We start from the raw sequence: 13,740 nt of genomic DNA on the forward strand, positions 1-13,740 counted from the left end.
ATCACTTCCTCCTTGTTCCCTGTCGAGGGGTCGGACAATCACCCTTCTTGTCCGGTTACTCGTGAACAACCGGCGTCGAACGCACCGGACCGGGGTGACCGGTGGCCACCCCGGTCCGTAGACGGCCTACTTGAACAGCTCGTACGTCTCCGCCGAGGCCTCGACGACCTTGTCCGCCGACGGCTTCTGCGCGCCGGTGCCGGTGCCGTAGCCCGCGTACCCGATCTTGATGTCGTGCGCCGCGGTCTCGCCGGCGGCCGGAACCGAGATGACCAACTCGGTGAGGCGGCCCTGCGGGTCGAGCTTGGCGGTGAACGGCAGCGCCTTGGCCCGCGCGCCCAGCGCCGTGACGACGTCCTCGTCGAGGGCGACCGACTCGCTGGAGGCGGTGATGTCGATCTTGCCGGCGTAGGTGCCCTCGCCGGTCTTCTGCACCTCGGTCAGGCCCTTGACCAGGGTCTCGCTGTCGAGCGGGTCGAGCGTCTCCGGGTCGAGCTGGAGGTCCTTGATGCCCTTGACCTTGGTCTTGTCGAGGTGCTGGTACTTGCCCTTGTTCTTGGCCGCGCCGGGGATCATCGCGCCCAGAGCACCGCCGACGTCCAACTTCACCCAGCTCTCCGAGTCGATGTAGATGAGGTCCATCTCCATCGACACGTCCTGCGAGGCGTCGCCCAGCTTCATGGTCAACTGCGCGCTGTTGCTGGGCTTGTGCACCAGGCCGCCGCCGGTCAGGTCGGCGCCCGCCAGGGTGAAGGTGAAGTCCCCCTTGGCCGCCTCCTTCGTGGAGGCGAGCAGCGCCTCCTTCGGGTCGGCCGGCACGGCCGGTGCGGTCGGGCTGGGTGCGGCGGCCGGCTCGGCAGCGTCGGACTTGCACGCGGCCAGGCCGGGGACGAGCAGGGCGGCGGCGAGGAAGCCGAAGCTCCACCGTCGAATGTTCACTGGGTTCTCACTTCACCGGGAATGGACATGGCCCGGTCGCAGCGTGCGGACCGGACCGAGCCGAGGGAGCGTAACGGATGTACCCCTCGGCGTGGGGGCCTGTCGACGGTGGACTCGTCAGCGCAGCGCGCCGGCGAGTTCCCGCAGCTCGTTGTCCCGTGCGTCGCCGATGACGAGCACCGCGCGGTTCGGCTCGAGCAGGACCAGCGCCTGCTGGTTTCCGCGGGCCGTGTACCGCTGCCAGGTGCGGCCATCCAGCTCGGTCTGGCCCTGTGGCTGGCCCTGGTCGGTCAGTTCGGCCGGGAGCAGCCGCTCGGCCGGCACGCTGCTCTGCACGAGTTGCACACCCCGCCCCTCGGGCGTGAGGTAGCCGATCCGCAGCGTCGCGCCGCCCTCGACGGTCTGGTAGCGGGCGCTGACCGTACGCCAGCCGGACCCGAGCCCCTGCGGCTCGCTCACCGCGAAGGTGTTCGCGGACCGCGCCTGCTCGATGGCCGGAGCCGGGTCGACGGTGGTGGCCTGGTCCCCGCCGAGGAAACCCCGGTAGAACGCCAGCAGCAGCGCGATCGGGATGAGCAGCACCAGCAGGGAGATCGCCATGTCCTTGGGCGACCGCTCGGCCTTGGGTGACCGCTCGGCCTTGGCCGTCCTCGCCGCAGCGGCCCGGGGCGGCGGCGCGGGACGTTCACCGGTTCCCGTCACGTCGTCGGGCCCACCGGCGAGGTCAGCCGGCACCGGAGGCTGCGCCGACGGGTCCGGCGTCGGCGCATCGGCGACGAGGGCCGGCTCGCCGGCGGCCGGCGTCGCCGGGTCCGTCGCGGCGGGCTCGGAAGCCGCGAGGTCGGCCGGCGGCTGGCCGTCGGGCGGCGTGCGGTCGGCGGGTACGCGGTCGGCAGGCTGTGCGGGTTCCACCCTGCCATCTTCGCAGCAGCCCGACCGGCGGTATCCGGCCCATCACCGCCCCGCACCGTCGCTCGGTCGGCCATCGTGTGAGGATCAGCGACAAAGCCGGCAGCGGTGCCGCTCCGCCGCCGGCTGTCCCCGCACCGTCGCGAGGAGGAGCAGCCGTCATGACGAACACCAGGACGCGGATCCCACAGGATCTCGACCGTAACCTGGCCCTCGACCTGGTCCGGGTCACCGAGGCCGCGGCGATGGCCGCCGGCCGCTGGGTCGGTCGGGGCGACAAGGAGGGCGGCGACGGAGCCGCCGTCGACGCCATGCGCAAACTGATCAACTCGATCCAGATGCGCGGCATCGTGGTGATCGGCGAGGGCGAGAAGGACAACGCCCCGATGCTCTTCAACGGCGAACACGTCGGCGACGGCACGGGCCCGGAGGTGGACGTCGCGGTCGATCCCGTCGACGGCACCACCCTGATGAGCAAGGGCATGCCGAACGCCCTCGCGGTGCTCGCCGTCTCCGAGCGAGGCGCGATGTTCGACCCCAGCGCGGTCTTCTACATGGAGAAGCTCGCCGTCGGCCCGGCGTACGCCGACGTGATCGACATCAACGCCGGAGTGGCCGAGAACCTACGCCGGATCGCCAAGGTCAAGGGCACCGACGTCTCCGAGGTGACGGTCTGCGTACTGGACCGCAGCCGCCACGACGACCTGGTCGCCCAGATCCGCCGGACCGGCGCGGGCATCAGGTTCATTTCCGACGGCGACATCGCCGGTTCCATCCTGGCGGCCCGTGGCGAGTCGGACGTCGACGTGCTCATGGGTATCGGCGGCACACCGGAGGGCATCATCTCGGCCTGTGCGCTCAAGTGCATGGGCGGCGCGATGCAGGCCAAGCTCTGGCCGCGCGACGCCGAGGAGCGGGAGAAGGCGCTCGCCGCAGGGCACGACCTGGACCGGGTGCTCGGCACCGACGACCTGGTCACCGGGGACAACTGCTTCTTCGTGGCGACCGGCGTCACCTCCGGCGACCTGCTGCGCGGGGTGCGGTACCGGGCCGGTGGCGCGTACACCCAGTCGATCGTGATGCGCTCGAAGAGCGGCACCATCCGGGTCATCGACTCGTACCACCGGCTCGAGAAGTTGGCGCTCTACTCCGCTGTCGACTTCGACGGTCGTCCGCTCGCCGAACAGGAGTGAACGGCACCGGCACCGCGACACCGCCGACCCTGCCAGCCCCCCGCCGGATCATCGGTGTCGCGCTGGCGTCGGTCGCCGGGGTCGCGGTGGCGGTGCAGTCCCGGATCAACGGCGAACTGGGCGTACGCCTGGCCGACGGGTTCGCCGCCGCGGTGGTCTCGTTCGGGCTGGGCCTGGTGGTGCTGCTGGTGCTGGTACCGGCCACCCCCGGCGGACGACGAGGGCTGCTCGCGGTACGGCGTGCACTCACCGCCGGCACCCTGCGTCCCTGGCAGTGCCTGGGCGGGATGTGCGGCGCGCTCCTGGTGGCCACGCAGGGGCTCACCATCGGTGCGCTGGGGGTGGCGGTCTTCACCGTGGCGGTGGTCGCCGGCCAGTCCGGCAGCAGTCTCGTTGTCGACCGCGCCGGCATCGGCCCGACCGGTCGGCAGCCGATCACCCGCCAGCGCCTGGCCGGCGCGGTGCTCACGGTGCTCGCGGTCGTCCTGGCGGTCGGTGACCGGCTTGGCGACCCCGGAGGGTTGGCCCTGGCGCTGCTGCCCCTGTTGGCCGGGGTGGGCATCGCGTGGCAGCAGGCCGTCAACGGCCAGGTCCGCGCCGCGGCCGACAGCGCGTTGACCGCCACGCTGGTCAACTTCGCCGTGGGTACGGTCACGCTGCTGGTCGCGTTCGCGATCGACATCGCCGTACGCGGCTGGCCGACCGGTCACCCGCCGAGCGAGCCGTGGCTCTATCTGGGCGGCCCGATCGGCATCGTGTTCATCGCGATCGCCGCCGCGATCGTGCGCTTCACAGGTGTGCTGCTGCTCGGCCTGGCCACCATCGCTGGTCAGGTGATCGGGGCCGTCCTGCTGGACCTGGTGCTGCCCACAGCAGCCTCACACCCGGGGGGGAACACCCTGCTCGGGGCCGCGCTCACGATGCTGGCCGTACTGGTCACCGCCCTGGCACCACCGACCCGCAAACCCTGACCGGGCCGAGGCCGGGGCACCCCGACCCGCGCCGATCTTGCGGTTTCTGTCGCGACCTAAGCCGCATTTGCACACACTTCAGCAACAGAAAGTGCAAGATCGACGCGGGTGGGAGGTGCCAGGGCCACGGTCAGCCCACGTCGGAGGAGTGCCCGGGGAACAGGTGGGCGCTCGGGTCGATGGCCACCGCAGCGTTGTTGACCGCCGTGGCGGCCTCGCCGAAGCCGGTGGCGATCAGGCGCACCTTGCCCGGGTACTCGGTGATGTCGCCGGCCGCGAAGACCCTCGGCAGGTTCGTCGCCATCGCGCTGTCCACCACGATGTGCCGGCGGTCCAGCCGGAGCCCCCATTCGGCGAGCGGGCCCAGGTCGGCGGTGAAGCCGAGGGCGGCGACGACCGTGTCCACCGGCAGGGTCTCGGCCGCGCCGCCGCGCACGGTCACCTCGGCACCGGTCACCGTGGCGTCCCCGACCAGGCGGGTGACCTCGGCGTTGACCACCACCCGTACCGGCAGGGACAGCACCCGGGCGACCGTCGAGGCGTGTGCCCGGAACTTCTCCCGTCGGTGCACGAGGGTCACCGAGCGGGCCAGCGGTTCCAGCGCCAGCGCCCAGTCGAAGGCCGAGTCGCCGCCGCCGACGATGAGCACGTCCCGGTCGGTCAGCTCGGCCGGGTCGGTCACGAAGTAGACGATGCCGTCGCCGGGGGCGCCGTCCGCACAGGGCAGCGGCCGTGGGCTGAAGCTGCCGAGCCCGCCGGTGACCACGACCGCGCCACAGCCGAGCTGTTCGCCGCCGGCCAGGCCCAGCACCGGCCGGTCGTCGGCATACGACAGCTTCTCGGCCCTCGTCCCGAGCAGGTACTGCGGACCGAAGGGCGCCGCCTGGGCGACGAGGTTGGCGACCAGGTCTCGCCCCTTGACGGCGGGGAACCCGGCGACGTCGAGGATGAGCTTCTCCGGGTACATGGCGGTGATCTGGCCGCCCGGCTCCGGCAGCGCGTCGATCACCGCCACGGACAGCCCTCGGAAACCCGCGTAGTACGCGGCGAAGAGGCCGGCGGGACCGGCCCCGATCACGGCGACATCGACCTCGCGCATGGCTTACCGTCGCTTTCCGCTCGCGGATCAACGCGTGCTGATCACGACGGTAGGCGGGGCGCAGCGGTCGGGCAAGCATGTCCCAGAGGCGCGCCGACGAGCAGGTCAGGGCAGGCTGAGGGTGGACCCCGAGTAGTCCGGACCGTCCACCGTGGGCCGGCGACGACGGAACAGGATCGCCGCCACCACGCCGCCGAGCAGCCCGAACAGGTGCCCCTGCCAGGAGATCCGTTCGTCGGTGGGGAGGATGCCGACGAGCTGCCAGCCGTACAGCAGGCCGACGAGCAGGAAGACGGCGAAGTTCCACCAACTGCGCTCGACGATGCCGCGGGTGAGCAGGATGCCGAGGTAGCCGAAGATCACCCCGCTCGCGCCGACCACGATCGAGTTCGGCGAGCCGGTGAACCAGACCCCCAGCCCCGAGACCAGGATGATGATCAGGGTCGACCACAGGAACCGGCGCGCGCCGGCGGCCAGCACGAAGGTGCCCAGCAGGATCAGCGGGATGCTGTTGCTGTAGAGGTGGTCGAAGCCGTGGTGCAGGAACGGAGAGAAGAAGACCCCGTCGAGGCCGTCGATGCGGTGCGGGATGATGCCGGCGGTCGCGTCCAGACCGAACGCGAGCCCCTGGTCGATCGCCTCGATGAGAAAGAGGAACGGGACCACCGCGCACATGGCGACGAAGGCCCGGCCGAGCGAGGCGTAGAACGCCTCGGTGCCGAACCGGAACGGGTCGCCGCTTGGCGGGTGCAGGCTCACCCCCCAACTGCTATCAGCAAACGGGGCCTACCGCCACTCGCATCCCGACCGGGGTACGCGCGACGGCGGGGCGGATGGTCGTCCATCCACCCCGCCGTCGGACGTCGTGTCAGTAGTGGCCGTTGTTCTGGAAGTAGGTCCAGGCGCCACAGGGCGACTTGTACTTGCCCTTGATATAGCCCAACCCCCAGATGATCTGGGTGGCCGGGTTCGTCTTCCAGTCGTCCGCGACCGAGCCCATCTTGCTGCCCGGCAGCGACTGCGGAATGCCGTACGCGCCGGAGGAGCCGTTGCTGGCCTTGTGGTTCCAGCCGCTCTCCTTGGTCCAGAGCTTCTCCAGGCAGGGGAACTCGGAGATGCCGAAGCCCTTTTCGAGCATCAGCGCGCAGCCGATCTTGCGGTTGCCGCTGTACTCCGCGCAGGATGCCGGGATCGGCCCGTCGTACGGCTTGGCGGCCTTCTCCGCCGCGTCCCGCTCGCGCTTGCGCGATGCCGCTGCGGCCTCGGCCCTGCGGGCCCGCTCGGCGGCTTCCTTGGCAGCCTGAGCCGCCCGCAGCTTGGCCTGGTACTCGGCGGCCCGCTGCCGGGCGAACCCGACCTGATGGCTGGCCTGGCGCTCGCGCTGGTAGGCGAAGTCGACGCGGTCGACCTCGACGCTCTCCTGCGCGGTCAGGCCCTGTTGCTGGGTCTCCCGGTCTTCGCCCAGGTAGAAGCCACCGGCGACGCCCACGGAGAGCAACGCGACAGCGGCCGTACGGGCGCCCAACCGGCTCCACAGCCGACTCACGAAGTGGTCCCTTCGTCGGGGGCAAGGACACGGCGCGACCGGGCCACGTCAGCCCTCAGCCGTGCCGTGAGCGCCCCGACCGGTGAGCCGGTCGCGCCGACGTACCGACCGTCACTGATGCCGCCCCGAGGTGGGACGACGATCACCGACGATGCCTGTGGTGCGTGGGCGCTCGTGGGACACCATCGCGCACAGTGAGACACATGGGAAACCGACCACGCCGTTTGTGATCTGTGCCACACCGAAAATAGGGACGAATAGCTACAAAATCCGCATCACAACGGGATGTCCTCCAACAGGTCGGTCACCATCGCGGCGATCGGCGACCGCTCCGAACGGCTGAGCGTGACGTGGGCGAAGAGCGGATGACCCTTCAATGCCTCGATCACCGCGGTCACGCCGTCATGCCGGCCGACCCGCAGGTTGTCCCGCTGAGCCACGTCGTGGGTGAGCACCACCCGCGACCCCTGCCCGATGCGGGAGAGCACGGTCAGCAGCACCCCGCGCTCCAGCGACTGGGCCTCGTCCACGATCACGAAGGCGTCGTGCAGGCTGCGCCCCCGGATGTGGGTCAGCGGCAGCACCTCGAGGATGCCCCGCGAGGTGACCTCCTCCAGCACGTTCTCGTGCACCACCGCGCCGAGCGTGTCGAAGACCGCCTGCGCCCACGGCGACATCTTCTCCGACTCCGAGCCGGGCAGGTAGCCCAACTCCTGACCGCCGACGGCGTACAGCGGGCGGAACACGATGACCTTCTTGTGCCGGCGACGCTCCATCACCGCCTCCAGGCCGGCGCAGAGCGCCAGTGCCGACTTGCCGGTGCCGGCCCGTCCACCCAGCGAGACGATCCCGATCGTCTCGTCGAGGAGCAGGTCGAGGGCGACGCGCTGCTCGGCGGAGCGGCCGTGCAGCCCGAACGCCTCCCGGTCGCCCCGGACCAGCCGGACCGACTTGTCGGCGAGCACCCGCCCGAGCGCGGAACCACGGGACGAGTGCAGCACCAGCCCGGTGTGGCAGGGCAACCCGGCCGCCTCGTCCACGTCGAGCGTCTCACCGGCGTACAGCGCGGAGATCTGCTCCTCGCCGAGATCCAGCTCGGACATGCCCGTCCAGGTGGGGTCACTGGCCTGGCCGTGGCGGTACTCGTCGGCGCGCAGACCCACCGAGGCCGCCTTGACCCGCAGCGGCATGTCCTTGCTGACCAGCGTCACGTCCCGCCCCTCGGCGGCGAGGTTGAGCGCCACCGACAGGATCCGGGCGTCGTTGCTCTCGGTGCGAAAGCCGGGAGGCAGCACGCCGTCGTCGGTGTGGTTCAGCTCCACCCGCAGGGTGCCGCCGACGTCGTTGGCGGGCACCGGCGTGTCCAGCCGACCGTGCAGGATGCGCAGTTCGTCGAGCATCCGCAGTGACTGCCGGGCGAACCAGCCCAGCTCCGGGTGGTGCCGCTTGCCCTCCAACTCGGTGATGACCACCAGCGGCAGCACCACCTCGTGCTCGGCGAAGCGGTGGAACGCCGCCGGGTCGGACAACAGCACGGAGGTGTCCAGAACGAATGCCTGCCCCGCTGGTCGGGGCTCCTTGGGATCGGCCGGCGCGGCGGCCGCCGTACGGCGGCTCCGGGTGGCACGGCGGGTCGTGGCAGTCGCGGCCGGGGTCTGGTCGGCACCGGCGGTGGTACGGCGAGTCGTCACAGGCCTGCTCCGACGGATGGGCACCCGGCCACCCGTGTTCCGCCTCGTCCGGTGCCCGGGGACACGGGGTCGGATGCGGAACCCCGTGCGCGAGGTCGCAGATCCGGGCGGACCGGCTGGCTCGGGAGAACCCCGCGCCATGCCTAGACGCTAGCGGCGGCGGACCGTCCCGGCTAGGGGCGATCGTGGATCTCTGGAGACGGCCATGTGAACAGCGCCGAACGGACGAGCCGGCGCGGGGACGTCCCACGACGCGGCGAGCCGGCCGGGATGCATGCCCCCTGCGCGCATCCCGGCCGGCGGGGCCACCGTCACCGGTCTGACGTGGCCCCGACGGTGCGTGTCCGTCGCGGACGACGCACCGCGTTTCCGCGCGCCGGTCGGCGGGACGCTCGCAGCGGCCCGCCGGCCGGCTCAGCCGGTCCGTCGAACCAGCGTGCCGGTCGGGTGCCGCCCGGTGATCGGGGCGGCCGGCGCGGTGAACGACGAACCGGTGTAGGTGGTGCCGGGGCGGGCCGCCGTTTCGGGGCGTACCACCGTGCCGGCGGAGCGGACGGCCGCGGGCGAGGAGACCGACAGCGCGCTGGCGATCGCCGCCTGGGCGTCGCGGCGACGGCGGTTCCAGGCGCCCCGGTCGCCGTCGAAGTAGCCCTGGCGGTAGCCGAAGCGGTAGCCGATCCGGTAGCTGAGCTGTCCGTGCAGGCGACCGGCGGCGTAGCTGGTGGCACCGAGCACCAGGACGAGGAAGACCACGAGGAACGGGCTCATCGGGCGGCCCCGCCCCGGCCCGGACGCCTGCTCATCGCTCCTCCGGCTCGACAGTGGTGGAATCGGCGGTGGGGTCGGCGGTGGGGTCGGCGGTGGGGTCGGCGACCAGCAGCCGATCCAGGTCGTCGGTGCTGACCTCCTCGACCAGCTCGACGCTGATCCGGCAGCCGTCGAGCACGACCTCGGCGACCGAGGAGCGGCGGATCTCCCCGCCGGCGTCGTAGACCCGGACGCTCAGCTCGGGGCAGCCGAGGTGGGTACGCCAGGCGTTCCACTCGGTGCGGTCGCCAACGCTCAGCGACAAATATCGGCAGCCTTGGGCGAGGTAGAGGCGCCACGGGGCACTCAACCCCGCGGCCACCCCCTCGGCGATCAGCCCGAAGGCCTGGGCTCGGGTGGCGAGCTCGGTCACCACACCCCCTCGGCACCGGGGGCGTGACGCATGTGAGCACCAATCGTCTCATGCACGTGACACACCGTAGATTGTCCCATGAGCGTGACAGTATCAGCTTTTCGTCCGCTTACATTCACCACGACGGGCATCTATTCTGCCCGGGTGACACCCCTCGAAAGTGATTCTGGATCGTTTACCGCGAATCCGAGAGTGCCGTCACGTCCGCGTGACAGCAGCGTGGCTGGGCAAACACCTGCGGACGCCTGGTCGTACCGTCACGGGGTGACCGAGACGGCCAACGCGCGAAAAATCGCCTTCGCCACCTTCGTTCGGCGCGCCCTCGACGAGGCGCGGGCGACGCGTGCCTGGAGCGGCACCGAGGTGTCACGACGTACCGGCGTCTCGCGGCAGACGATCAACCGGTGGGTTCGTGGCGACTGGGCCAGCGACCCCGAGGCCGAACGCGTGGTCGCGTTCTGCGAGGGCCTCGGGCTGAATCCCGCCGCCGCCTTCGCCGCGCTCGGCTGGGACCGCACCGCGAGCGGTCCACGCGCAGGCCAGCCAGCCCCTCCGATGGACCCGGACGTGGAGGCCCTGCTGCGCCGCCTGGTCGACCCGAACGTGTCGGACGCGGAGAAGTTCCACATCCGCGAAACCATTAGATACCTCGCATACCGCCCAACGCTGCCGGTCGATGTCCGAAAAAGAGGTAATCAGGCCGGGTAGTTCCTCAGATGGCGAAAGAACGCCTGGTCAGGTTCATTCGTTTCGCTCCGGGGCAGGATCGGGCACGCTAGCGTCCCTATTCGTACTGCTTGGGCTCGTCATCGGCGGGGGGACGGGACAAGGCCGAACCTAGCCCTGCGGGACAGAAGGAGGGGTCTGTCCATGACCCTGAAGTGGTGGGCAGTCGTGGTCGCCACGGTGTCGTTGACACTGTGGGCGACTGGCAACGTGGTGACCCTCGCGGTCAACGGTGGGCAGCTGCCGCTGCTCGTCAACCTGCTCGCGCTCACCAGCGCCGGCACGGCGGTCATCCTGGCCGTCGTCGCGGAGCTGCACGAGCGGCTCAACGACCGGATCAGCGCACTCACCGAGTTCCTGGTGGCACGCCTCACCGAGATAGAGACCCACACCGGGGATCGCAACACCGGCTTCGTGGAGGGCTACCTGCTGAGCCACGGCCAGGAGGCGGCGGTGGTGCCGTTCGGCCGCCGAGGACGAGGGGCCGCCGAACGCTGACGAGCGCCGCCGAGTGGGTCCGCTCGGCCAGGAATGAGCCCCCAACGCCGGGGTACGCTGACGCGCGTGCCGCCGTTGAATCTGGGCAACCACCAGCCGAGGACCCCGCTGAACGCCGACCAGGCGTGGCAGATAACTGCCGGCCGGGCCGCCGGAACCGTGCTCTTCTTCGACTTCGACGGCACACTCGCGCCCGTCGACGACGACCCGACGGCGGTTCGACCCGCGCCCAACGCGCTCGCCGCCATCGAGGCGCTGGCGCCAGTGGTGCAGCGGATCGCGATCGTCTCCGCGCGACCCGTCGAGTTCCTGCGCGACCGCCTCGGCGAGCTGAGCGGCGTTGACCTCTACGGCCTCTACGGCCTGGAGCACAGCCACTCCGGCGGCGAGACCGTCACCGAGCCCACCGCCCTGCCGTGGGTGCCCACCATGTCCGAGCTGGCCGACCTGGCTCGGGAGGAGCTGCCGCCCGGCGCCCTCGTGGAGTACAAGCGGCTCTCGGTCGCGCTGCACTGGCGTACGGCCCCGCAGCTCGGCACGACGGTGCAGCAGTGGGGTCAGGCGCAGGCCGACCGGCTGGGGCTGCGGGTCCAGGCCGGCCGGATGGTGCTGGAACTCAAGCCACCCGTCGACCGGGACAAGGGCATGGTGATCGGCGAGGTGGTCCAGGGCGCCACCGGGGCGTGGTACTTCGGCGACGACGTCTCCGACATCAAGGCGTTCGCCGCGGTCCGTGCCCGCGCCGAGGCGGACCCGGACTTCTTCGGCGTCTGCGTGGCCGTCGCCAACCCGGAGACGGGCCAGGAGGTGGCCGACGCCGCCGACCTGACCATCGAGTCCCCGGATGCGCTTGGCGACTTCCTGACCCGGGCCCTGAGCCGGCTGCCCTAGGCGCCGTAGCGGCGCTGGCGGGTGGCGTACGAGCGCAGCGCGCGCAGGAAGTCGATGTGCCGGAAATCCGGCCAGTTCAGCTCGCAGAAGTAGAACTCCGAGTGCGCGGACTGCCACAGCATGAACCCGGACAGCCGCTGCTCCCCGCTCGTGCGGATGACCAGGTCGGGGTCGGGCTGACCACGGGTGTAGAGGTGCTCGGCGATGTGCTCGACGTCCAGCACCTCGGCCAGTTCCTCGATGGTGCCGCCGGAGGCGGCGTGCTCGAGCAGCAGCGAACGGACGGCATCGGTGATCTCCCGCCGGCCGCCGTACCCGACGGCGATGTTGACCTCCGCGCCGCCGCTGCGGTCCCGGGTACGCTCCTCGGCCCCCTTGAGGGCCGCGGCGGTCTGGGCGGGCAGCAGGTCCAGCGCGCCGACGATGCGCAGCCGCCAGGGATTGCCCTCCTCCGACAGCTCCACCACCAGGTCCTCGATGATCTGGAGCAGCGGATCCAGCTCGCTGGCCGGGCGGCGCAGGTTGTCGGTGGCGAGCAGATAGAGGGTGACGTGCCCGACACCGGCCTGGTCACACCACCCGAGTACGTGCTTGATCTTCGCCGCGCCGACCCGGTGCCCGTCGTTCGGGTCGACGTAGCCCATTTCCCGGGCCCACCGGCGGTTGCCGTCGCACATCACTCCGACGTGTCGGGGCACCGGCTTGCCCGCGAGCTTTGCCGTGAGCCGGCGCTCGTACACGGAGTAGATAAGGTTCCGCAGCGTCATCACCTAGCAGCGTAGCGACCCTCCCGCCGGATCACCCCTTCGGAGGGCGATCCCCGCCGGACAGTTCGATGCCGATCATGCCCAGCGTACGGGCGGTGAGCCGCCCGTCGCCGAGCCCCAACTCGACAACATCGTCGAAGACCCGGTCGTCCCGACGGGCAGCCCGCACGGCCGCGTCGACCACCCGACGCCGCCGTGCCAACCAGGCGGCCACCGAGCTGTGGCGCAGGTGGGTGCCGAGGCGACGACGCAGACCAGCGGCGTAGCGGCGGGCCGCCGCCTCGGGCTCGCTGGCCGCCGCGGCCCCGGCCAGCGCACCGGAGAGCAGCGCGTAGAAGATGCCCTCCCCGGTGAACGGATTGATCAGCGACAGGGCGTCCCCGGCGAGCAGGGTGCGGTCCCGACCCGGCGTCGGCCGGTGCGTGGACAGCGGCAGGTGGTGGGCGCGCAACGCGGTCACCGTCGACAGGTCGGTGCCGGGCAGCAACGCGGCCAGGCGGTCCAGCAGGTACGTCCGGCTCAGCGGCTCGCCACGCAGCACCTCCCCGTACCCGACGTTCGCCCGACCGTCACCGATCGGAAACGACCAGGCGTACGCCGGCCAGCGCGCCTTCGAGGTGACGATGAGCTGCTCGGGTGGGCCGGGCAGCGCGGGGGCGTACCCACGGATGGCCAGCGCGAGGTGCCGGTCGGGGTTGACCGGATGACCGAGGGCCCTGCGCACCACCGACCCGGCCCCGTCCGCGCCCACCACCACCCGGCCGGACAGCTCCCCGTCGAGCACCACCCGATCGCCGCGCGGCTGGACCCGCCGGACGCTGTGTCGGCGCAGTTGCGCGCCCGCGGCCACCGCGGCAGCCACCAGTCGCGCGTCGAAGACCTCCCGGGGCACGGTGTACGCCGGCCGGGGCAGCGCCCGAGCCACCGCCTGACCGCCCGGCGCGACCATCCGCAGCGCGGGCAACGGGGCGTACCCGGCCACCGCGTCGGCCACGCCCAGCTCGGTGAGCACGTCCACCGAGTGCGCCGCGATCCCGTCGCCGCACGCCTTGTCCCGAGGGAAGTCGGCACGGTCCAGCAGCAACACGCTGGCACCCGCCCGGCAGGCCGTCAGCGCGGCGGCCGCTCCGGCCGGACCCGCACCCACCACCACCACGTCGAACTCGTCGCTCACCGCGCACCTCCCGTCCCGCCCGCTGTGACCACCGCCACGCAATCTTCCCCCACCCAACCCCGCCCCGCCCCACGCCCCACCCCGCGCCCCGCGCCCCGCGCCCCACGCCCACGCCCACGCCCACGCCCACGCCCACGCCCACGCCCACGCCCACGC

The 13,740-nt window shown here is 71.5% G+C and carries 15 protein-coding genes; 5 read left to right on the forward strand and 10 right to left on the reverse strand.

What is annotated here, in order from left to right; translation table 11 throughout:
* Positions 1-126 precede the first annotated feature (126 nt).
* Both ABZV06_RS16035 and ABZV06_RS16040 read right to left on the reverse strand, forming a co-directional pair.
* The gene (locus ABZV06_RS16035; RefSeq protein ID WP_355622062.1) at positions 127-939 is read right to left on the reverse strand and encodes a hypothetical protein; all 813 of its coding nucleotides are present in this window, start codon (positions 937-939) and stop codon (positions 127-129) included.
* 117 nt (positions 940-1,056) lie between these two features.
* Entirely contained in the window at positions 1,057-1,851 is a 795-nt protein-coding gene (locus ABZV06_RS16040) for a DUF4245 domain-containing protein (RefSeq protein ID WP_355622065.1), read from the reverse strand.
* Between the two features lie 158 nt (positions 1,852-2,009).
* Between ABZV06_RS16040 and glpX the strand changes: the two genes are divergently transcribed.
* Together glpX and ABZV06_RS16050 are read left to right on the forward strand one after the other, a co-directional pair.
* Positions 2,010-3,041: a class II fructose-bisphosphatase gene (gene glpX / locus ABZV06_RS16045; protein ID WP_355622068.1), complete on the forward strand. Its 1,032-nt coding sequence runs from the start codon at positions 2,010-2,012 to the stop codon at positions 3,039-3,041.
* Positions 3,038-4,012, forward strand: coding sequence for a DMT family transporter (locus ABZV06_RS16050; RefSeq protein ID WP_355239457.1), 975 nt, complete (start codon positions 3,038-3,040; stop codon positions 4,010-4,012). The genes glpX and ABZV06_RS16050 overlap by 4 nt, the downstream gene beginning before the upstream one ends.
* Before the next feature lie 130 nt (positions 4,013-4,142).
* Here the strand turns inward: ABZV06_RS16050 and ABZV06_RS16055 are convergent, their stop codons facing one another.
* The 6 genes from ABZV06_RS16055 to ABZV06_RS16080 form a co-directional block, all read right to left on the reverse strand.
* Positions 4,143-5,111: an NAD(P)/FAD-dependent oxidoreductase gene (locus ABZV06_RS16055; protein ID WP_355239454.1), complete on the reverse strand. Its 969-nt coding sequence runs from the start codon at positions 5,109-5,111 to the stop codon at positions 4,143-4,145.
* Between the two features lie 105 nt (positions 5,112-5,216).
* Positions 5,217-5,870: a rhomboid family intramembrane serine protease gene (locus tag ABZV06_RS16060; protein ID WP_355239451.1), complete on the reverse strand. Its 654-nt coding sequence runs from the start codon at positions 5,868-5,870 to the stop codon at positions 5,217-5,219.
* Between the two features lie 109 nt (positions 5,871-5,979).
* Positions 5,980-6,657: a lytic transglycosylase domain-containing protein gene (locus ABZV06_RS16065; protein ID WP_355239448.1), complete on the reverse strand. Its 678-nt coding sequence runs from the start codon at positions 6,655-6,657 to the stop codon at positions 5,980-5,982.
* A gap of 275 nt (positions 6,658-6,932) precedes the next feature.
* On the reverse strand, positions 6,933-8,348 hold the full coding sequence (locus tag ABZV06_RS16070) for a PhoH family protein (RefSeq protein ID WP_355239446.1): 1,416 nt from the start codon (positions 8,346-8,348) through the stop codon (positions 6,933-6,935).
* Between the two features lie 414 nt (positions 8,349-8,762).
* Positions 8,763-9,116 (reverse strand): hypothetical protein, encoded by a 354-nt coding sequence (locus ABZV06_RS16075; RefSeq protein ID WP_355239444.1) that lies wholly within the window; start codon positions 9,114-9,116, stop codon positions 8,763-8,765.
* Between the two features lie 31 nt (positions 9,117-9,147).
* Complete coding sequence (locus tag ABZV06_RS16080) at positions 9,148-9,528, reverse strand: hypothetical protein (RefSeq protein ID WP_355622071.1); 381 nt, start codon at positions 9,526-9,528, stop codon at positions 9,148-9,150.
* 264 nt (positions 9,529-9,792) lie between these two features.
* Here ABZV06_RS16080 and ABZV06_RS16085 point away from each other — a divergent pair, with 264 nt between their 5' ends.
* From ABZV06_RS16085 to otsB, 3 genes are all read left to right on the forward strand, one after another.
* The gene (locus ABZV06_RS16085) at positions 9,793-10,236 is read left to right on the forward strand and encodes an XRE family transcriptional regulator (RefSeq protein WP_355239439.1); all 444 of its coding nucleotides are present in this window, start codon (positions 9,793-9,795) and stop codon (positions 10,234-10,236) included.
* Between the two features lie 162 nt (positions 10,237-10,398).
* Positions 10,399-10,752, forward strand: a complete 354-nt coding sequence (locus ABZV06_RS16090) for a hypothetical protein (protein ID WP_355239436.1) — start codon at positions 10,399-10,401, stop codon at positions 10,750-10,752.
* A 66-nt stretch (positions 10,753-10,818) separates the two neighbouring features.
* On the forward strand, positions 10,819-11,643 hold the full coding sequence (gene otsB, locus ABZV06_RS16095) for a trehalose-phosphatase (protein WP_355239433.1): 825 nt from the start codon (positions 10,819-10,821) through the stop codon (positions 11,641-11,643).
* Here otsB and ABZV06_RS16100 read toward each other — a convergent pair.
* Together ABZV06_RS16100 and ABZV06_RS16105 are read right to left on the reverse strand one after the other, a co-directional pair.
* Positions 11,640-12,410, reverse strand: a complete 771-nt coding sequence (locus tag ABZV06_RS16100) for an isoprenyl transferase (RefSeq protein WP_355239430.1) — start codon at positions 12,408-12,410, stop codon at positions 11,640-11,642. The two genes, otsB and ABZV06_RS16100, sit on opposite strands and share 4 nt — an antisense overlap.
* A 31-nt stretch (positions 12,411-12,441) precedes the next feature.
* Positions 12,442-13,584: a geranylgeranyl reductase family protein gene (locus ABZV06_RS16105; protein ID WP_355622074.1), complete on the reverse strand. Its 1,143-nt coding sequence runs from the start codon at positions 13,582-13,584 to the stop codon at positions 12,442-12,444.
* Positions 13,585-13,740: the final 156 nt, after the last annotated feature.

This window comes from Micromonospora sp. NPDC005172 (assembly GCF_040608555.1).
Lineage (GTDB): Bacteria > Actinomycetota > Actinomycetes > Mycobacteriales > Micromonosporaceae > Micromonospora.

Excerpts from the sequence above, each read along its gene's own strand:
- glpX (WP_355622068.1), top strand. The coding sequence starts at position 2,010 with ATGACGAACACCAGGACGCGGATCCCACAGGATCTCGACCGTAACCTG.
- ABZV06_RS16055 (WP_355239454.1), bottom strand. The coding sequence starts at position 5,111 with ATGCGCGAGGTCGATGTCGCCGTGATCGGGGCCGGTCCCGCCGGCCTC.
- ABZV06_RS16075 (WP_355239444.1), bottom strand. The coding sequence starts at position 9,116 with ATGAGCCCGTTCCTCGTGGTCTTCCTCGTCCTGGTGCTCGGTGCCACC.
- ABZV06_RS16090 (WP_355239436.1), top strand. The coding sequence starts at position 10,399 with ATGACCCTGAAGTGGTGGGCAGTCGTGGTCGCCACGGTGTCGTTGACA.
- ABZV06_RS16100 (WP_355239430.1), bottom strand. The coding sequence starts at position 12,410 with ATGACGCTGCGGAACCTTATCTACTCCGTGTACGAGCGCCGGCTCACG.